The sequence below is a fragment of the Pantoea sp. 22096 genome, from assembly GCF_052045955.1.
Lineage (GTDB): Bacteria > Pseudomonadota > Gammaproteobacteria > Enterobacterales > Enterobacteriaceae > Pantoea > Pantoea alfalfae.
This window is the reverse complement of record NZ_JBQEPW010000001.1, coordinates 30,928-47,845: the sequence shown is the minus strand read 5'-3', so window position 1 is coordinate 47,845 and position 16,918 is coordinate 30,928. Positions and strand designations below refer to the sequence as shown.

Annotated in this window: 20 protein-coding genes and 1 other RNA gene; 11 read left to right on the top strand and 10 right to left on the bottom strand. The window is 52.9% G+C overall.

What is annotated here, in order from left to right; translation table 11 throughout:
* Positions 1 to 149: 149 nt before the first annotated feature.
* From rseC to rpoE, 4 genes are read right to left on the bottom strand one after another with little or no spacing between them, the layout of a single operon-like run.
* Complete coding sequence (gene rseC, locus ACTJKZ_RS00240; protein WP_440829070.1) at positions 150 to 614, bottom strand: SoxR-reducing system protein RseC; 465 nt, start codon at positions 612 to 614, stop codon at positions 150 to 152.
* A complete protein-coding gene (gene rseB, locus ACTJKZ_RS00235; protein WP_161736178.1) occupies positions 611 to 1,567 on the bottom strand; it encodes a sigma-E factor regulatory protein RseB in 957 nt (318 codons plus the stop codon). Before rseB ends, rseC begins: the two co-directional genes overlap by 4 nt.
* Positions 1,567 to 2,220 (bottom strand): anti-sigma-E factor RseA, encoded by a 654-nt coding sequence (gene rseA / locus ACTJKZ_RS00230; protein WP_013358763.1) that lies wholly within the window; start codon positions 2,218 to 2,220, stop codon positions 1,567 to 1,569. The genes rseB and rseA overlap by 1 nt, the downstream gene beginning before the upstream one ends.
* A 30-nt stretch (positions 2,221 to 2,250) precedes the next feature.
* Complete coding sequence (gene rpoE, locus ACTJKZ_RS00225; RefSeq protein ID WP_013358764.1) at positions 2,251 to 2,826, bottom strand: RNA polymerase sigma factor RpoE; 576 nt, start codon at positions 2,824 to 2,826, stop codon at positions 2,251 to 2,253.
* A gap of 413 nt (positions 2,827 to 3,239) precedes the next feature.
* Here rpoE and nadB point away from each other — a divergent pair, with 413 nt between their 5' ends.
* Positions 3,240 to 4,859 (top strand): L-aspartate oxidase, encoded by a 1,620-nt coding sequence (gene nadB, locus ACTJKZ_RS00220; RefSeq protein ID WP_161736193.1) that lies wholly within the window; start codon positions 3,240 to 3,242, stop codon positions 4,857 to 4,859.
* Here the strand turns inward: nadB and trmN are convergent.
* The gene (gene trmN, locus ACTJKZ_RS00215) at positions 4,844 to 5,593 is read right to left on the bottom strand and encodes a tRNA(1)(Val) (adenine(37)-N(6))-methyltransferase TrmN (RefSeq protein WP_440829069.1); all 750 of its coding nucleotides are present in this window, start codon (positions 5,591 to 5,593) and stop codon (positions 4,844 to 4,846) included. The two genes, nadB and trmN, sit on opposite strands and share 16 nt — an antisense overlap.
* Before the next feature lie 164 nt (positions 5,594 to 5,757).
* Between trmN and srmB the strand changes: the two genes are divergently transcribed.
* Positions 5,758 to 7,086: an ATP-dependent RNA helicase SrmB gene (gene srmB, locus ACTJKZ_RS00210; RefSeq protein WP_161736175.1), complete on the top strand. Its 1,329-nt coding sequence runs from the start codon at positions 5,758 to 5,760 to the stop codon at positions 7,084 to 7,086.
* A 217-nt stretch (positions 7,087 to 7,303) separates the two neighbouring features.
* Here srmB and grcA read toward each other — a convergent pair whose 3' ends face one another.
* A complete protein-coding gene (gene grcA / locus ACTJKZ_RS00205; RefSeq protein WP_013358769.1) occupies positions 7,304 to 7,687 on the bottom strand; it encodes an autonomous glycyl radical cofactor GrcA in 384 nt (127 codons plus the stop codon).
* Positions 7,688 to 7,929: 242 nt separating this feature from the next.
* Here grcA and ung point away from each other — a divergent pair, with 242 nt between their 5' ends.
* Positions 7,930 to 8,610 (top strand): uracil-DNA glycosylase, encoded by a 681-nt coding sequence (gene ung / locus ACTJKZ_RS00200; RefSeq protein WP_222925114.1) that lies wholly within the window; start codon positions 7,930 to 7,932, stop codon positions 8,608 to 8,610.
* A gap of 59 nt (positions 8,611 to 8,669) precedes the next feature.
* On the opposite strand, the gene grpE is transcribed toward ung, so the two are convergent.
* The gene (gene grpE, locus ACTJKZ_RS00195) at positions 8,670 to 9,251 is read right to left on the bottom strand and encodes a nucleotide exchange factor GrpE (RefSeq protein WP_003848585.1); all 582 of its coding nucleotides are present in this window, start codon (positions 9,249 to 9,251) and stop codon (positions 8,670 to 8,672) included.
* Between the two features lie 122 nt (positions 9,252 to 9,373).
* On the opposite strand from grpE, the gene nadK reads away from it, so the two are divergent.
* From nadK to bamE, 3 genes are all read left to right on the top strand, one after another.
* Positions 9,374 to 10,252: an NAD(+) kinase gene (gene nadK / locus ACTJKZ_RS00190; protein WP_161735766.1), complete on the top strand. Its 879-nt coding sequence runs from the start codon at positions 9,374 to 9,376 to the stop codon at positions 10,250 to 10,252.
* An 84-nt stretch (positions 10,253 to 10,336) separates the two neighbouring features.
* The gene (recN, locus tag ACTJKZ_RS00185) at positions 10,337 to 11,998 is read left to right on the top strand and encodes a DNA repair protein RecN (RefSeq protein ID WP_161735768.1); all 1,662 of its coding nucleotides are present in this window, start codon (positions 10,337 to 10,339) and stop codon (positions 11,996 to 11,998) included.
* A gap of 186 nt (positions 11,999 to 12,184) precedes the next feature.
* Positions 12,185 to 12,532 carry an outer membrane protein assembly factor BamE gene (gene bamE / locus ACTJKZ_RS00180; protein ID WP_161735770.1) on the top strand — a complete coding sequence of 116 codons (348 nt, stop codon included), beginning with the start codon at positions 12,185 to 12,187 and terminating at the stop codon, positions 12,530 to 12,532.
* Positions 12,533 to 12,623: 91 nt separating this feature from the next.
* On the opposite strand, the gene ACTJKZ_RS00175 is transcribed toward bamE, so the two are convergent.
* Both ACTJKZ_RS00175 and ACTJKZ_RS00170 read right to left on the bottom strand, forming a co-directional pair.
* Positions 12,624 to 12,917 (bottom strand): RnfH family protein, encoded by a 294-nt coding sequence (locus ACTJKZ_RS00175; RefSeq protein WP_222925112.1) that lies wholly within the window; start codon positions 12,915 to 12,917, stop codon positions 12,624 to 12,626.
* Positions 12,910 to 13,344 (bottom strand): type II toxin-antitoxin system RatA family toxin, encoded by a 435-nt coding sequence (locus tag ACTJKZ_RS00170; RefSeq protein ID WP_161735774.1) that lies wholly within the window; start codon positions 13,342 to 13,344, stop codon positions 12,910 to 12,912. The genes ACTJKZ_RS00175 and ACTJKZ_RS00170 overlap by 8 nt, the downstream gene beginning before the upstream one ends.
* Positions 13,345 to 13,502: 158 nt before the next feature.
* Here ACTJKZ_RS00170 and smpB point away from each other — a divergent pair, with 158 nt between their 5' ends.
* From smpB to ACTJKZ_RS00145, 5 genes are all read left to right on the top strand, one after another.
* A complete protein-coding gene (gene smpB, locus ACTJKZ_RS00165) occupies positions 13,503 to 13,985 on the top strand; it encodes an SsrA-binding protein SmpB (RefSeq protein ID WP_033733561.1) in 483 nt (160 codons plus the stop codon).
* 43 nt (positions 13,986 to 14,028) lie between these two features.
* Positions 14,029 to 14,390, top strand: a transfer-messenger RNA (tmRNA) gene (ssrA, locus tag ACTJKZ_RS00160).
* A gap of 266 nt (positions 14,391 to 14,656) precedes the next feature.
* Positions 14,657 to 14,902 carry a YmjA family protein gene (locus tag ACTJKZ_RS00155; protein ID WP_161735776.1) on the top strand — a complete coding sequence of 82 codons (246 nt, stop codon included), beginning with the start codon at positions 14,657 to 14,659 and terminating at the stop codon, positions 14,900 to 14,902.
* 196 nt (positions 14,903 to 15,098) lie between these two features.
* The gene (locus ACTJKZ_RS00150; protein WP_135907825.1) at positions 15,099 to 15,587 is read left to right on the top strand and encodes a cold-shock protein; all 489 of its coding nucleotides are present in this window, start codon (positions 15,099 to 15,101) and stop codon (positions 15,585 to 15,587) included.
* Positions 15,588 to 15,903: 316 nt separating this feature from the next.
* Complete coding sequence (locus ACTJKZ_RS00145; protein ID WP_253419691.1) at positions 15,904 to 16,758, top strand: PA4780 family RIO1-like protein kinase; 855 nt, start codon at positions 15,904 to 15,906, stop codon at positions 16,756 to 16,758.
* A 66-nt stretch (positions 16,759 to 16,824) separates the two neighbouring features.
* Here the strand turns inward: ACTJKZ_RS00145 and mgtU are convergent, their stop codons facing one another.
* Positions 16,825 to 16,911: a magnesium transporter protection protein MgtU gene (mgtU, locus tag ACTJKZ_RS00140; RefSeq protein WP_371876303.1), complete on the bottom strand. Its 87-nt coding sequence runs from the start codon at positions 16,909 to 16,911 to the stop codon at positions 16,825 to 16,827.
* Positions 16,912 to 16,918: the final 7 nt, after the last annotated feature.

The window sequence follows — 16,918 nt, the reverse complement described above, 5'->3', positions numbered from 1 at the left end:
TTACCCACAATCCTGTCAGCCTCATTAATGACGACGCATATTACACTGTTAACGCCGCGCATAAAAGAATGGAACGTGGTGGAAGCGAAACAGATATCTGCGCAAGGCAGAACGGACAAAGGCCGCGGGATGCGCGGCCTGGGCGTACATTACGCTTCGCTTTCAACACGCAGCGCATCGGGCGGGAGGGCGATGTTCAGAATAACCGGCTGAAAGGCTTCGCGATCGCCAAATTTCATTGAAACGCCTTTCGCAACAATAAAGCCACCGATGCCACCCAGCAGTGCACCGCAGGCGGCCGCCAGATCGCTGCTGAACAGCGACTGAAACAGTCCGGCAATCAGGAACAAACCAAATAGCGGCGTCATATAGACCAGCAGCGCTGAACCCAGAAGGCTACTCTCTTTGATGCCTAACTCAATGCGCTGTCCCGGCTGCAGCGGATTGCTGCTGGCAATCTGCATCACATGAGCATTCTTCGGACCGAGTTTATTCAGCATATGGCTGCCGCAACCTTTGCGCGCCTGGCAGCTATTGCAGGACGTTTTTGCTTCGGTATGCAGTGTGGCAATGCCATCCTGCCATGCCACCACGGTGGCCCATTCTCTCATCATTTTTGTGACCCCAGGTCGATGCTGTCAGCAATACGTTTTGCGGTTGAAGGCGGTAATTCGCCGATCACCGCAATTTCGTTATTATTGCGCACAACGGTCTGGACCGTACGACGCCCAGTGCGCAATGTCTGCGTTGTGCTGCTTTTATCGGCAGGCGTCACATTGATCGCGAAACTAAACAGCCCATCGCTGTAGAGCTTCGACTCAATATTTTTGTTCAGCCCCGGCAGCGTGCGACGATTCTGCGACACCAGCGTCATGCCTGCGGGTATCCAGCCTGGCTGCCATGCGACAGTAACCGCGTCCCCTTTTGGCACGGAAAGCGATGGTGGCAGATTCGCTTTCTCCAGCCCTTGCATCAGATTGCGTACTCCTTCATCCACTGCAAAGCTGATAACGCGGAACTGTTCCAGCGTTTCACCGTCACGATCAAGCAGGTCGATACGTAGCGGTAGCCTGGTATCCACATCCAGCCAGACCACATAGCTGTAACGGGTGCCATCGCGAGACACGATACGCAGCACATCACACATCTGATCGGCAATGCGCGAGCGACCCACGGTAATAAAATCGTAGGCAGTGGCAAGTTTGGTGAAGTCAGCAAAAATCACCGACGGCAAAGCGTCAATAATGTGATTGCCCGGGAGAGAAAAGGGATCAAGGCCTGGTTCGAAGTAGCTGATATCGTTGCCACGCTGGATCACTTCCCGACGTGGTCCGTCCATCTGCAACAGCTGCGCGAATATTCGGTTATCGATCACAGCATGACGGTAGCGCAGCGATTCAATGCCGATGCGTGAGACGTTAATATAGGCAAATTCATAGTTGAGGTTCTGACTTGCCTGCTCCATCTGCTGCAATAGCGCCCCGGACGCAGTAGTTTGCGCCGGGGCGGCAGATGACCATAACAGGCTTCCTGTCAGCAGGCTAACAGCATACCAAAACGGCTTCATTACTGCTGCTGCTGTCCTAATGACTGGTTTCCGGGAACATCAACCTGCGCCTGTTTTGGCGCATCGGTTTCAAACTGCAGCTGATCAGCGTGCAGCCGGCGTTGCAGTTCATAGTCCTGCAGCATGGCGTTCACGCGACGACGCTGATCCTGAACCTGCTGATTAGAGCTGTTCGTGTCAAAGGCATCAGACGGCACGCCCAGGCTCACCGGTGAGGCTTTACCCATCATCGGCAGCGTATTGAACACCGGAGAGTCAGATGTCTGCGTGGCGCTACCCTGCGGCTGGTTGTAGTGCTGAACACCCACGATCACGGCCAGTGACACGCAGGCAGCCACACCCACCTGAGTTAGTTGCGCAGCCCACGGACGCGCTTTTTTCCAGAACGGCATTTTTTCCCAGCGAGAAGGTTCTGGCTGAGCTTCAGGGATCAGCGTGGTAACCGTACGTAACGGTTCTTTTTCGATAGCAGCAGCGACGCGCGCAGAGATATCAAAATGCAGGACATCACCCACATCACCGCGCATGGTATCGCGAATAAGATGATAGCTCGCCCAGCTTTTCTGTAGTTCTGCGTCCTTAGACAAGGCGGAAAACAGCTCGTTATCTAAGGTCTCACCATCCATTAAAGCGGAAAGTTTTTCTTTCTGCATGCCTATGTACCCTTCCAGTAGCCGTTATCACTAACGTTGGATAAGCGGTTGAACTTTGTTATCAATGGCCTCTCGCGCACGAAAGATACGTGATCGAACAGTGCCTACCGGGCAATCCATAATGACGGCGATCTCTTCATAACTCAGACCGTCCAGTTCCCTGAGGGTAATTGCCATACGCAAGTCCTCGGGTAGCGCCTCGATGGTACGAAAGACAATTTGTTTCAATTCGTCAGACAACATTAAGTTCTCAGGGTTCGAAATTTCTTTTAATGCACCCGCACTTTCGAAATTTTCGGCGTCAATAGCATCCACATCACTGGATGGTGGACGACGCCCCTGAGCAACCAGGTAATTTTTCGCTGTGTTTACCGCAATGCGGTACAGCCAGGTATAAAACGCGCTATCGCCCCGGAAAGAGTCCAGTGCGCGATACGCTTTAATAAACGATTCCTGTACTACATCAGGCACGTCGCCCGAGGGAACATAGCGTGAAACCAAACTCGCCACTTTATGCTGGTAACGAATCACCAGTAAGTTGAACGCTTTTTGATCTCCCTTCTGTACCCGCTCGACAAGGACCTGATCCGTTAACTGCTCGCTCATCCGAGGTAATGTCTCCCCAAATTTTTCATATGCATAAAGTAACTGCCAGCACATCTCATGTTCTGAGCAAGCATGCGCTTAGAGTTGTGATGTGGTGCGAAGTTCACTTCCCGCCGTGATATTTACCGCTCCGATGGAGATAACACAGGTTGTTCGTTTTCGTTCAGTGTCAGGAGCGTAAATCGCAGGCAGAGTAACCTATGACAGCAGCTTTTTCATCATTAAATCCTTTAGGTTTAATAAGTTTGCTATAAAAAACCAGAGTTAAAGCAGCCCGTTTTTAACGTACTGATTATAGAAGACTTATGATCATAGCCAGATGAACGCGCGTGGCATGTGTTTAAAATACTTCACAGAACCTCCTGTTGCGCTTATGCTCAGGCCTGGTCTTGTTTAGTAAATTAAACATTATGATGAATGCGAATCCGGATTATCAGTGTGATGTGTTGATTGTGGGCAGCGGTGCGGCCGGCCTGTCGCTGGCGTTACGGCTGGCGAAACAGTATCAGGTAACCGTTCTCAGTAAAGCGCAGGTCAATGAAGGGTCAACCCTTTATGCGCAGGGTGGTATTGCTGCGGTATTTGATGAGACGGACAGCATCGAGTCGCATATCGAAGATACGCTGATTGCCGGCGCAGGATTATGCGATCGTGAGGCCGTGTCGTTTATTGCCAGTAATGCCCGGCATTGCGTGCAGTGGCTGATCGACAACGGCGTTGCCTTTGATCTCGATCCGCAGGCGGCGGGTGACATGCGCTATCACCTGACTCGTGAAGGCGGCCACAGTCATCGCCGCATTCTGCACAGCGCTGACGCCACCGGCCATGCGGTGGAAACCACGCTGGTAAGCCAGGCATTAAGCCACCCTAACATCCGGATTCTGGAACGGACTAATGCGGTCGATCTGATTCTTTCAGATAAAATCGGCCTGCCTGGCCCACGCCGGGTGGTGGGTGCGTGGATCTGGAACCGTAATCGCGAGCAGGTCGAAACCTGTCGGGCGCGGGCCGTCGTCGTTGCAACCGGCGGTGCCGCCAAAGTCTATCAATATACCACTAACCCTGACATTGCTTCCGGTGATGGCATAGCGATGGCGTGGCGCGCGGGCTGCCGGGTGGCCAATCTGGAATTTAACCAGTTCCATCCGACCTGCCTGTTTCATCCGCAGGCGCAGAATTTCCTGTTAACCGAAGCGTTACGCGGAGAAGGTGCCTGGCTGTTACGTCCCGATGGTAGCCGTTTTATGCCCGATTTCGATGAGCGCGCCGAACTGGCCCCGCGCGATATTGTTGCCCGGGCTATCGACCATGAGATGAAACGGCTGGGCGTTGACTGTATGTATCTGGATATCAGCCACCAGCCTGAAGAGTTTGTGCGCGCACACTTCCCGATGATCTATGAGAAATTGCTGACCTTTGGCTTTGACCTGACCAAAGAGCCGATCCCGATTGTACCCGCCGCGCACTACACCTGCGGTGGCGTCGTCGTCGATCAGCACGGTCAGACCGACGTCAGTGGCCTGTATGCCATTGGTGAGGTGAGTTATACCGGCCTGCATGGCGCTAACCGCATGGCCTCCAATTCGCTGCTGGAGTGTCTGGTGTATGGCTGGTCCGCGTCAGAGGAGTTGATGCGTACCCTGCCCGGCATTGAAGCCGTCACTGCACTCCCCGCATGGGATGAGAGTCAGGTTGATGACGCCGATGAACGCGTCGTGATCCAGCATAACTGGCATGAGTTGCGTCTGTTCATGTGGGATTATATGGGAATCGTCCGCACTACCCGGCGGCTGGAACGGGCGTTGCGTCGCATAAACCTGCTTCAGCAGGAGATTGATGAATATTACCGCCATTTCCGCCTCTCCAATAATCTGCTGGAGCTGCGGAATCTGGTGCAGGTCGCTGACCTGATGGTGCGCTGCGCGCTGGAGCGTAAAGAAAGTCGCGGCCTGCACTATATCCGTGACTATCCTGACTTACTGCCAGAAGCGCTGCCAACTATTCTGACCCCGCCAGGTTACATGAAGAGGTAAAAGTCCTGCGTCAGGCTACACCACTCATCAGAATAGCGGGTGTCTGGTGCGCGGATTGCGAGACGCTCCAGCAGCGTTTCACCGGCCTGCGGCGACAGCCCCAGCACGACGCGGTGCGGCGGACGATGGGCATATTCCGCCACGTCCAGCCGGAAACGCAGATACCAGCCATCGGCCTGCGCCAGGGTGATAAACGTCTGCCCAATATCGATGGGCAGCACCACGCAGAACATCCCCTCTTCTTCAATTAATAAGGCTGAACTGCGTAACAGCGTCTGATGATCGAGCGAGGCCGTTGCACGTGCGTTGTCCCGAGCCACGGTAGAGCAGGCTACGCCCGGCGCGAAATAAGGGGGATTGCTGACAATCAGTGAATAACGTTTATCACACTGTTCAGCCCAGCTGGCGATATCCTGCTGATGAACCTGAATACGTTCAGGCCACGGTGACTGCTGCACATTCTCCTGCGCCTGCTGTGCGGCTTCAGGTTCTAACTCCACCGCATCGATTTGAATCTGTGACGGCGTGCGCTGCGCAAGCATCAGCGCGATTAATCCGCTGCCACTGCCAATATCCAGAATGCGTCTCACTCCGGCGACCGGTGCCCAGGCACCAAGCAGAATGGCATCGGTGCCCACTTTCATCGCACAGCGATCGTGGGCAACAAAAAATTGTTTAAAGGTAAAACCGTTCTTGTTTAACTGAGGCCGTTCACGCGGCTTATCCTGCATCATTCGTCACTACCATCGTTTTTTCCTGCCGCACGGCAGCGCGTGAGTGTAACGTGACAACAGTGGGAATTCACGCAGCAGACAACCCCAGGCGCAGCGGAAACGGATTAACAGATGAAGATTCAGTCTGATCTGTCTATAATCAGCGCCCCAAACTGAGGTAGACCATGACAGTAACCACATTTTCCGAACTCGAACTCGACGAAAGCCTGCTACAAGCGTTGCAGGAAAAAGGCTTTACGCGCCCAACAGTGATCCAGGCCGCTGCAATTCCGCCCGCGCTGGAGGGCCGTGACGTTCTGGGTTCGGCACCTACAGGAACCGGGAAAACCGCCGCGTATCTGTTACCGGCGCTGCAGCACCTGCTTGATTTTCCGCGCAAGAAATCGGGGCCGCCACGCATCCTGATTGTGACTCCGACCCGTGAACTGGCGATGCAGGTTGCCGATCATGCGCGTGAGCTGGCGAAACATACGCATCTGGACATCGCCACGATCACCGGCGGCGTGGCTTATATGAACCATGCCGAAGTTTTCAGCGAAAATCAGGACATTGTGGTCGCGACCACCGGCCGTCTGTTGCAGTACATCAAAGAAGAGAACTTTGACTGCCGCGCCGTAGAAACCCTGATACTGGATGAAGCGGACCGCATGCTTGATATGGGCTTTGCTCAGGATATCGAAACCATCGCGGCTGAAACGCGCTGGCGCAAGCAAACCATGCTGTTTTCCGCCACGCTGGAAGGCGACAATATCCGTGACTTCGCCGAGCGTCTGCTTAACGAACCGGTTGAGCTGGAAGCGGATCCGAGCCGTCGCGAGCGCAAAAAGATCCAGCAGTGGTACTACCGCGCTGATGATCTGCAGCATAAAACCAAATTACTGATTCATCTGCTGAAGCAGCCGGATGTGACGCGCAGCATCGTGTTTGTGCGTAAGCGTGAACGTCTGCATGAACTGGTGAGCTGGCTGCACGAAGCGGGGATTCGTAGCAGCTATCTTGAAGGCGAAATGGTTCAGGCCAAGCGTAACGAAGCGATTAAGCGTCTGAGTGAAGGACGCGTTAACGTGCTGGTTGCGACGGATATCGCCGCGCGTGGTATCGATGTTGAAGATGTCAGCCATGTCTTCAACTATGACATGCCGCGTACCGCCGATACCTATCTGCACCGCATCGGTCGTACCGGTCGTGCGGGCCGTAAAGGCATCGCCATTTCACTGGTCGAAGCGCACGACTTCGTTCTGCTGGGCAAAATCACCCGCTATGTGAACGAACCGATCAAAGCGCGCGTGATTGATGAGCTGCGCCCTGAAACGCGTGCGCCAAATGCTAAAACTACGGGTAAACCGTCGAAAAAGGTGCTGGCGAAGCGTGCAGAGAAGAAAGCCAGCGAAACGGAAAAACCGCGAGTGAAAAAACGCCATCGTGATGCCAAAAATGTCGGCAAACGCCGCAAGGCAAGCGGCACTACGCCAGCTAACGAGAATGCGGAATAAAACATCATACGCATAAAAAAATCGCCTCTCAGGAGGCGATTTTTTTTATCTGATAGTCAGTTACGGCCTTTTAAGAGTTTTTTTTCTGCCAGTACGCTTTCCTGACAACACTGGCATTCGCATGCCCTGTAGTTAACTGCTTATCTCTTTAACAATACTAATAAAAATTGCTGTGTGCGCTTTGCGCTAATTGGCAGCACCCGATAATTCAGGCGGTTTACAGACTTTCTGTAAATGTACGGGTGATTACATCGCGCTGCTGCTCAGGCGTCAACGAGTTAAAACGTACGGCATAGCCTGAAACACGAATAGTCAGCTGTGGGTAGTTTTCAGGATGTTTAACCGCATCTTCCAGCGTTTCACGACGCAGAACGTTGACGTTCAGATGCTGTCCGCCTTCAACGCGCACCTGCGGTTTAATTTCAACCGGCACTTCACGGTAAGCGAACTCGCCCAGTTCGCTGATGGCGACAACCTGATCTTCTTCATAGCCTGCTTTTGCACACAGGCAACGCGCTTCAGCTTTCTCTTCATCCAGCAGCCAGAAGGAGTTCAGAAGTTGAGAATTGTTAGTTTGAGTGATCTGGATACCAGTGATCATGATTGCGTCTCCCGGATAATACGTGAATAAATCAAATTTGAGGCCCCGGTATACCATCGTTCATTCGCAACAGCCTTGACTTGTATCAATATTAATCAGCCATTCGGCGCACTTTTTCGCTAAACCATTGATCTCAAAATACCTGCCAGTTAAAAATAATTTGTATTTTTCAAATTATTTTTGCCTTCAGGTCAGCGGCAGGAACGGCTAAGCTTACTCCACTAACGTTAAGGGAGTTAAACATGGCTGAAAAGCTGACCTGGCACGACGTGCTGGCTGAAGAGAAAGAGAAACCCTATTTTATTGAGACGCTGAAGCAGGTCGCCGATGAACGCGCCGCGGGTGTAACCGTCTATCCGCCGCAGAAAGATGTGTTCAATGCGTTTCGCCTGACGGAACTCGGTGACGTCAGCGTCGTGATTCTGGGGCAGGATCCCTATCACGGGCCGAATCAGGCGCATGGACTCGCCTTCTCAGTGTTGCCGGGCGTTCAGGTGCCTCCGTCACTGCAGAATATCTACAAAGAACTGATGCAGGATATTCCCGGCTTCCGGAAACCCGATCACGGCTTTCTTGAGAGCTGGGCAAAACAGGGGGTGATGTTGCTGAACACGGTGTTAACGGTCGAGGCGGGTAAAGCTCATTCCCATGCTCGTTTTGGCTGGGAGACCTTTACGGACAACGTCATTGCGGCGATTAACCAGCACTGTGAAGGGGTGATTTTCCTGCTGTGGGGCTCACATGCGCAGAAGAAAGGCAGCATTATTGATCGCAAGCGCCATCATGTGCTGCAGGCGCCCCATCCCTCGCCGCTTTCTGCACATCGTGGATTTTTCGGCAGCAAACACTTCTCAGCGACCAATGAATTGCTGAGCGCTGCCGGTAAAAATCCGGTGGACTGGACGCCGGTCTTACCTGCATAGCGCCAGATCGCACACGGCCGCGTCAGTGCGCGGCCGTGTAACAGGATTCAGGCGTTGAATCAGCTTTTAGCTTTAGAAACCGCAACCATCGCCGGGCGCAGCAGGCGACCATTCAGCGTATAGCCACGCTGCATCACCAGCATGACATGGTTAGGTTCAAATTCTTCAGACTCCATCATCGACATCGCCTGATGGACTTCAGGGTTGAATGGCACGCCGGTTTCGCCGACCACTTCAACACCGAACTTACGCACGGCACCGAGCAAGCCTTTGAGCGTCAGTTCAATCCCTTCGATCATGGATGCCAGCTGTGGGTCCTCTTTATTGGCCACTTCCAGCGCACGTTCCAGGCTGTCGATGACCGGAAGCAGTTCATTGGCAAACTTCTCCAGCGCAAACTTGTGCGCCTTCTCAACGTCCATCTCGGCACGACGACGAATGTTCTCAACCTCAGCCTGCGCACGCAGTTGGGCATCGCGTACACCGGTCTGCGACTGCGCTAATTCAGCTTCGAGCTGAGCAATACGCTCATCACGCGGATCCACCTCTGCTGCTGTCTCCGCTTCCTGAGGTTGCTGCTGATCCTGCTGAATTTCGTCTGAGACTTGCTCGTTTGGGGTGTTCTGTTCTTTACTACTCATGAATTTCTCCGCGTTTTGCACATTCATTTCGCTGGTTGGCTTATTATGGGGATTGGTATGACGGATTCAAGGGAACCTATCACATTGCCTTGCCGTTTTGGCTTATAAGGAACACCGACCAGATGAACAAACACTTTAACTGCATTGGTATCGTGGGTCATCCGCGCCATCCCACCGCGCTAACCACGCATGAGATGCTCTGGCGCTGGCTGACGGCCAAAGGTTATCAGGTGATCGTTGAGAAGCAGATTGCCCAGGAGCTGTCGCTTCACGACGTGCAGACCGGCACGCTGGCGGAGATTGGTGCGCAGGCTGATTTAGCAGTCGTTGTGGGCGGTGATGGTAATATGCTGGGCGCTGCGCGGGTGCTGGCGCGCTATGATATTAAAGTGATTGGCATTAATCGCGGTAATCTCGGTTTTCTCACCGATCTTGACCCGGACAATGCGCAGCAACAGCTGGATGAGGTCCTTCAGGGCAACTATTTCGTCGAGAGCCGCTTTCTGCTGGAAGCGCAGGTGTGCAAATCTGACTGCTCACCGCGTATTGGCTCTGCCATCAACGAAGTGGTGCTGCATCCCGGTAAAGTCGCGCACATGATCGAATTTGAAGTCTACATTGATGAAGTGTTCGCCTTTTCCCAGCGCTCTGATGGGCTGATTATCTCAACACCCACCGGCTCTACTGCCTATTCCCTCTCTGCGGGTGGTCCGATTCTGACGCCGTCACTCGAAGCCATTGTGCTGGTACCGATGTTCCCGCATACGCTGTCAGCGCGTCCACTGGTCATCAACAGCAGCAGTACCATCCGTCTGCGCTTTTCTTCACGTCGCAGCGACCTGGAAATCAGCTGTGACAGCCAGATTGCGCTGCCTATTCAGGAAGGTGAAGATGTACTGATTCGACGCAGTGCCGGTCATCTTGATTTAATTCATCCTAAAAATTACAGCTATTTCAATACGCTGAGTTCAAAGCTAGGCTGGTCAAAAAAATTGTTCTGAAAACCGGCCTCTTCTCTTTACTGGATAAAAAACCAGTTTATACTGTATGAAAAACCATATGTGTTTATTCGTACAGGTGAACCTATGCTGGCCCAACTGACCATCAGTAATTTCGCTATCGTTCGTGAGCTCGACATTGATTTCCAACGCGGCATGACTGCAATCACTGGTGAAACCGGTGCCGGTAAGTCCATCGCGATTGATGCGCTGGGATTATGTCTGGGCGGCCGTGCCGATGCTGACATGGTGCGTCAGGGTGCCAGCCGGGCTGACCTTTGCGCCCGCTTCCAGCTTAAGTCCTCCCCTTCTGCTCAGCGCTGGCTGATGGATAATCAACTCGACGACGGCAACGAGTGTCTGCTGCGTCGGGTCATCAGCGCTGACGGTCGTTCCCGCGGCTTTATCAATGGCACAGCGGTGCCGCTCTCTCAGCTGCGCGATCTGGGCCAGCTGCTTATCCAGATCCACGGTCAGCATGCCCATCAGCTTTTGCTCAAACCCGATCATCAAAAGCATCTGCTGGATGCCTATGCCGGTCACGACGCTCTCCTGCAGCAAATGCGCGCCAGTTATCAGACCTGGCACCAGAGCTGTCGCACCCTGGCGCTGCATCAGCAGCAGGCGCAGGAGCGCGAATCACGTCGCGAGCTATTGCAGTATCAGCTCAAAGAGCTGAACGAGTTTGCCCCGCAGCAGGGCGAATACGAGCAGATTGACGAAGAGTACAAGCGCCTTGCCAACAGCGGACAGCTACTGTCGACCAGCCAGCAGGCGCTGCAGCTGTTAGCAGACAGCGATGACAATAATCTCAACAGCCTGCTCTACACCGCGCGTGAGATGATTTCAGAACTGACCTCGCTGGATGAGAAGCTGAACGGCGTTCATAACCTGCTGGAGGAGGCGGCGATTCAGCTGAGCGAAGCCAGCGACGAACTGCGTCACTACTGCGACAGCCTTGACCTGGACCCCAATCGCCTGTACGAACTTGAGAAGCGTATTTCCCGCCAGATTGCGCTGGCACGTAAGCATCACGTCACGCCAGAAGGTCTGCCTGAACTGCATCAGCAGTTGCTGGCAGAAGCCGAGCTGCTGTCACAGCACGAAAGCGACCAGGAAAGCCTGCAATCGCTGGTGGGTGAACATTATCAGGCGGCACTGCAAAGCGCAGAGCAGCTGCATCAGCAGCGCAGCCACTTTGCCGATGAACTGCAGCAGCTGATTACCCAGAGTATGCATCTGCTTTCAATGCCCCATGGCCAGTTTAAAATCGCCCTGAACTTTAATCCGGATCAACTGACGGCAGATGGCGCGAGCCGCGTTGACTTCCAGGTGACGACGAACCCAGGTCAGCCACTTCAGCCGTTAGGCAAAGTCGCTTCGGGCGGTGAACTGTCACGTATCGCGCTGGCGATTCAGGTGATCACCGCGAAGAAAATGGAAACGCCGGCGATGATTTTCGATGAAGTGGATGTCGGAATCAGCGGCCCGACCGCCGCCGTCGTCGGTAAACTGCTCCGTCAACTGGGTGAATCGACCCAGGTCATGTGTGTCACCCACCTGCCGCAGGTTGCCGGTTGTGGTCATCAGCACTTCTATGTCAGCAAAGAGACCGATGGCGCGATGACCGAAACCCATATGCAGCCGCTGGATAAGCGGGCGCGTCTGCAGGAACTGGCGCGACTGCTGGGCGGCAGCGAGGTGACACGCAATACCCTGGCCAACGCAAAAGAACTTTTAGCCGCATAGCAGCGCACTTTTTTAACCCACCGTGGTCATATGCTTGCTCTGTAGAGGTTTCCAACGGCGAAAAGGTTTATTATCATCGGCACTTATGTCGCCAGAGTAATAAAGCCTGCCGCAGGCAGAGTTCAGATTTTGATGGCAAGAAAGCCGCCTGTTAAAGGCGTTTGGCCCCGGAAAAGGAATGTATAGATGCGCTGTAAAACGCTGACTGCCGCGGCAGTGGTAATGTTGATGATGACCGCCGGATGTTCCACCTTAGAGCGCGTGGTCTATCGTCCTGATATCAACCAGGGTAATTATCTGGTTGCCAACGATGTGGCCAAGATCCATACCGGTATGACACAGCAGCAGGTGGCTTACACGCTCGGTACGCCGATGATGAAAGATCCGTTTGGCAGCAACGTCTGGTATTACGTTTTCCGTCAGGAGCCAGGTCATGAGCGCGTGAAGCAGCAGACGCTGACGCTGACCTTTGATGGCAACGGTGTTCTGACCAATATCGATAACAAGCAGAATCTGTCAAAGAACAACGACTGATTTCGCGACAGACCGTTTAAAGACAGCACAAAAGGCGCACTGAGCGCCTTTTTTTATGCCGGCTATCCGCTGATTCTGGCGGTATAACGACTTATTTTTTGCTTTCTGCCGCTCGCTCTGCGCGCTGACGACGCAGCTCTTTTGGATCGGCAATCAGCGGACGATAGATCTCAATACGATCGCCCTCCTGAACCACATCATCCAGCTTCACTGGCCGACTGTAGATGCCTACTTTGTTGCTGGCGAGGTCAATCTCACGACGCAGTTCAGGCAGGCCTGATTTCAGGATAGCCTGTTCAACCGTGCTGCCCTGCTCCACTTTTACGTAAAGCTGATACTGTTTTTCAGGTAGGGCGTAGACCACCTCAACGGAGATCTCAGGCACTGTATACCTCTTTGGCACGCTGAGTGAAAGCCTGCACCATGCTGTTGGCAAGCTCTTTGAAAATACGTCCAAAGGCCATCTCTACCAGCATATTGGTGAATTCAAACTCCAGGCTTAACTCCACCTTACAGGCGTCATCGCCCAGCGAGACGAACGTCCAGCCGCCGGTCAGCTTGCGGAACGGTCCATCTACCAGTTGCATATGAATGCTCTGGTTATCCGTAAGGGTGTTGCGGGTAGTAAATGTTTTGCTGATGCCCGCCTTCGACACATCTACCGACGCCGTCATCTGATTTTCAGACGCATCCAGTACGCGGCTTCCGGTGCAACCCGGCAGGAATTGCGGATAGGCATCCACATCATTTACAAGTTTGTACATCTGCCCGGCACTAAACGGGACCAGCGCCGAACGACTAATCTGAGCCATAATGGTTCCTGTTCATCACAAAACCGCTGAATAGTAGCATTTTCAGCGATTAAACAAAAATGTCCCCGAGTGAGGGTGTGCTAGAATATCCCGTTTCCTGCTGCCCCGCTGGACTGGGGATGCGATAACCGACTAAGTGATGTAAAATACGCCACACTATGACAAAGAAAAAAGCACACAAACCCGGTTCTGCCACTGTTGCCATGAACAAACGCGCTCGCCACGAGTACTTCATCGAAGAGGAGTATGAGGCGGGATTGTCGTTACAAGGATGGGAAGTTAAGTCACTTCGTGCTGGTAAAGCTAACATCAGCGACAGCTATATTCTGCTGCGCGATGGCGAAGCCTTTCTGTTCGGTTCAACCTTTCAACCCTTAGCCGTTGCCTCCAGTCACGTGGTCTGTGACCCCACGCGCAGCCGTAAACTGCTGCTGAAGCAACGTGAACTCGACTCCCTGTATGGCCGCGTCAACCGCGAAGGTTACACCATCGTGGCACTGTCGCTGTACTGGAAGAATGCCTGGTGCAAACTGAAGATTGGTGTTGCACGCGGTAAGAAAGAGCATGACAAGCGCGATGACATTAAAGATCGCGAATGGAAATTAGACAAAGCACGTATCATGAAGAATTCAGCGCGCTAAGCACTGGATTTTAAGCTATTTAATTGCTAGTATTTAAAGTTCTGGGGCTGATTCTGGACTCGACGGGATTGTGAAGCCTTAGGAGCATGCCGAGGGGCGGTTTGCCTCGTAAAAAGCCGCAAAAAAATAGTCGCAAACGACGAAAACTACGCACTAGCAGCTTAATAACCTGCTTAGAGCCTTCTCTCCCTAGCTTCCGCTCTTAAGACGGGGATCAAGAGAAGTCAAACCCAAAAGAGATCGCGTGGATACCTTGCCTGGGGTTGAAGCGTTAAATCCAATCAGGCTAGTCTGTTAGTGGCGTGTCTGTTCGCAGCTAACCGGCGAATGTAAAAACTGACTAAGCATGTAGTGCCGACGGTGTAGTAATTTCGGACGCGGGTTCAACTCCCGCCAGCTCCACCAAAATTCTTGGTTGATGGTTACCAGAACCATCATCGAAGTCCTGAGAGCCCGCAAGGTGAAAGCCTTGCGGGCTTTTTTGTGTCTGTTATTTTGCTTGCGGCGCTTTTAAAAAATCCTCAACCCTGAATGCCAAAAATTTCTCTCCAGAGCCTCGTCTTACTCCCCCAAAATAGCCCCTTTACAGCCTCAACCCAAACACGAAATAATAGCCCCACAAACCGGGTCAGAATCCGGTCGCTACTTACTCTCAACGCTGCGGACACCTTATGAATAACGAAATCTCTCTCAAATACTATGATGTCGCAGATGAGTATGCGACGGAGTCCGCTAAGCCGGTAAGCGAAGCTGAACGTACGCCACTGGCGCATTACTTCCAGCTGCTGATCACCCGTCTGATGAATAACGAAGAGATCAGTGAAGAGTCGCAGCAGGATATGGCGCGCGAAGCGGGTATCGATGAGCAGCGTATTGATGATATCGCCGAGTTCCTGAACCGCTGGGGCAACGAGTAGCTAACATTCACCGGCAGGCGAGCGTTGCGACGTCCGCCGGTTAATCTCTCTGTCCCAAAGCGCTTTCACCTCAGCGCTGGCCCCCCACACATCCTCTTGCCCGGTCGAAAATTATCATCCAGACTTATATAGTCTGCGCAGGCATTGTGCTTTACACTGCGCGCTGTAAAAAACTGAGTAGATTAAGCAGGCAAAAATGGCGATGAACGGAACGATCACAACCTGGTTTGAAGATAAAGGTTTTGGCTTTATCAAAGATGAAAACGGTGATAACCGCTATTTTCATGTGATTAAAGTCGCCAATCCTGATCTGATTAAGAAAGATGCGGCGGTGACATTTGAACCCACCACCAACAATAAAGGCTTATCCGCCTATGCGGTGAAAGTCGCGCCGACCAGCAAATACATCTATATCGCAGGTGAGCGGCTCAAGATCACCTCGATTAAGTCTTATCTGGTCTACAACGAAGAAGTGCCGGTCGATGCCGGTGTCGACAAAGAGAACGCAGTGTTGTCAGTGGGCCTGTTGCTGAATAATATCCGGCCAAAGTCTGACCCGAACGCCAGTGAGATGCGCTCGCTGAAAAAGCTGGCGGTCACCACGTTCCAGGGAACGACACTGATCTTCTCCGAAGATGAGATCGACATTGAAAGCACGGTTAAAGTGCTTAAAGGTCTGAAGTAATCCCGCAGGCGGGCTGAAATTCTCTGAGCAGGATTTCGGCCTTTATACCCGCATCCGCCTGCTATTCAGGTACATCTCGCTGACATGATGCTGCCCTGTGACGTGAAAAAGCGAATCTCTGGCAGATAAAACCGCCCTGCTCTCCCGCCTAATCCGTTGTTTATGATAAAACAAAGGTCAAAAGCGCAACGCATCAAGGTTCATCCCCACAACGCCACTTTCCAGGGTAGAATCAGATACTTTGTTCAGTCATTGCCAATGTTTTCCATCATCGCAAAGTGATACGAAAAGCGGGTGAAATAAGGTATAAAGCCGCATGAAAATCCCAAACAGAATCCAGCCCCTGGTCGATGACGGCCTGATTGACGATGTCCTGCAGCGGCTGAAAAGCGGCAAAGAAGCAGACGTCTATACCGTGCTATGCGGCGGCAAGGTGCAGTGCGCCAAAGTTTATAAAGAAGCGACCCAGCGTAGCTTCAAGCAGGCGGTGCAGTATCAGGAAGGACGTAAAACCCGCAACAGCCGTAACGCCCGTGCCATGCAGAAAGGCACGAAGTTTGGCCGTAAGCAGCAGGAGGAGTCCTGGCAGACTGCTGAAGTGGACGCCCTGTTCCGCCTGGCTAATGCCGGTGTTCGCGTGCCCCAGCCTTATCTCTGCATTGACGGCGTGTTATTGATGGAGCTGGTGACCGATGCCAATGGCTCTGTCGCACCGCGCCTCAGCGACGTCACGCTCTCCGAAGAGGAAGCGATTACCGACTTCCACACCATGATCCGCAACATTGTGCGTATGCTCTGTGCCGGTATCGTCCATGGTGACTTATCCGAGTTCAACGTGCTGCTGGACGATCAGGGGCCGGTGATTATCGACCTGCCACAGGCGGTCGATGCGGCAGCCAACAATCATGCTGAGTCGATGTTCGAACGTGACGTGGACAACATCACCTCTTACTACGGTCAGTTCGCTCCGCAGCTGTTGAAGACGCGCTATGCCAAAGAGATCTGGCAACTTTACGAAGATGGCAAACTGACCCCGGAAACGCCGCTTACCGGGAAGTTTGTGGAAGAGGAGCGCGTGGTGGATATGGATTCGCTGATGGATGAGATCATCACAGCAGAAGATGAATACTATGAGCGCCAGCGCGCCAGCCGTGAGCGCGACGAAGAGTAACTGCATCAATAAAAAAGGCAGCGAGTTGCCTCGCTGCCTCTCAATTACCGCTCTATTACAACGCCATCACCGCACGATGACCGTCAGCGCAATCAGAGTTAAGCCGATGATCATCACGCCGAAAAAAACCGTATCGAGCCTGCCTTTTTTCATCTTCGCC

Excerpts from the sequence above, each read along its gene's own strand:
- mgtU (WP_371876303.1), bottom strand. The coding sequence starts at position 16,911 with ATGAAAAAAGGCAGGCTCGATACGGTTTTTTTCGGCGTGATGATCATC.
- grcA (WP_013358769.1), bottom strand. The coding sequence starts at position 7,687 with ATGATCACTGGTATCCAGATCACTCAAACTAACAATTCTCAACTTCTG.
- rseB (WP_161736178.1), bottom strand. The coding sequence starts at position 1,567 with ATGAAGCCGTTTTGGTATGCTGTTAGCCTGCTGACAGGAAGCCTGTTA.
- rseC (WP_440829070.1), bottom strand. The coding sequence starts at position 614 with ATGATGAGAGAATGGGCCACCGTGGTGGCATGGCAGGATGGCATTGCC.
- smpB (WP_033733561.1), top strand. The coding sequence starts at position 13,503 with ATGACAAAGAAAAAAGCACACAAACCCGGTTCTGCCACTGTTGCCATG.
- srmB (WP_161736175.1), top strand. The coding sequence starts at position 5,758 with ATGACAGTAACCACATTTTCCGAACTCGAACTCGACGAAAGCCTGCTA.
- nadK (WP_161735766.1), top strand. The coding sequence starts at position 9,374 with ATGAACAAACACTTTAACTGCATTGGTATCGTGGGTCATCCGCGCCAT.
- bamE (WP_161735770.1), top strand. The coding sequence starts at position 12,185 with ATGCGCTGTAAAACGCTGACTGCCGCGGCAGTGGTAATGTTGATGATG.
- rpoE (WP_013358764.1), bottom strand. The coding sequence starts at position 2,826 with ATGAGCGAGCAGTTAACGGATCAGGTCCTTGTCGAGCGGGTACAGAAG.
- ung (WP_222925114.1), top strand. The coding sequence starts at position 7,930 with ATGGCTGAAAAGCTGACCTGGCACGACGTGCTGGCTGAAGAGAAAGAG.
- ACTJKZ_RS00150 (WP_135907825.1), top strand. The coding sequence starts at position 15,099 with ATGGCGATGAACGGAACGATCACAACCTGGTTTGAAGATAAAGGTTTT.
- recN (WP_161735768.1), top strand. The coding sequence starts at position 10,337 with ATGCTGGCCCAACTGACCATCAGTAATTTCGCTATCGTTCGTGAGCTC.
- ACTJKZ_RS00145 (WP_253419691.1), top strand. The coding sequence starts at position 15,904 with ATGAAAATCCCAAACAGAATCCAGCCCCTGGTCGATGACGGCCTGATT.
- grpE (WP_003848585.1), bottom strand. The coding sequence starts at position 9,251 with ATGAGTAGTAAAGAACAGAACACCCCAAACGAGCAAGTCTCAGACGAA.
- ACTJKZ_RS00155 (WP_161735776.1), top strand. The coding sequence starts at position 14,657 with ATGAATAACGAAATCTCTCTCAAATACTATGATGTCGCAGATGAGTAT.
- nadB (WP_161736193.1), top strand. The coding sequence starts at position 3,240 with ATGAATGCGAATCCGGATTATCAGTGTGATGTGTTGATTGTGGGCAGC.
- ACTJKZ_RS00170 (WP_161735774.1), bottom strand. The coding sequence starts at position 13,344 with ATGGCTCAGATTAGTCGTTCGGCGCTGGTCCCGTTTAGTGCCGGGCAG.
- trmN (WP_440829069.1), bottom strand. The coding sequence starts at position 5,593 with ATGATGCAGGATAAGCCGCGTGAACGGCCTCAGTTAAACAAGAACGGT.
- rseA (WP_013358763.1), bottom strand. The coding sequence starts at position 2,220 with ATGCAGAAAGAAAAACTTTCCGCTTTAATGGATGGTGAGACCTTAGAT.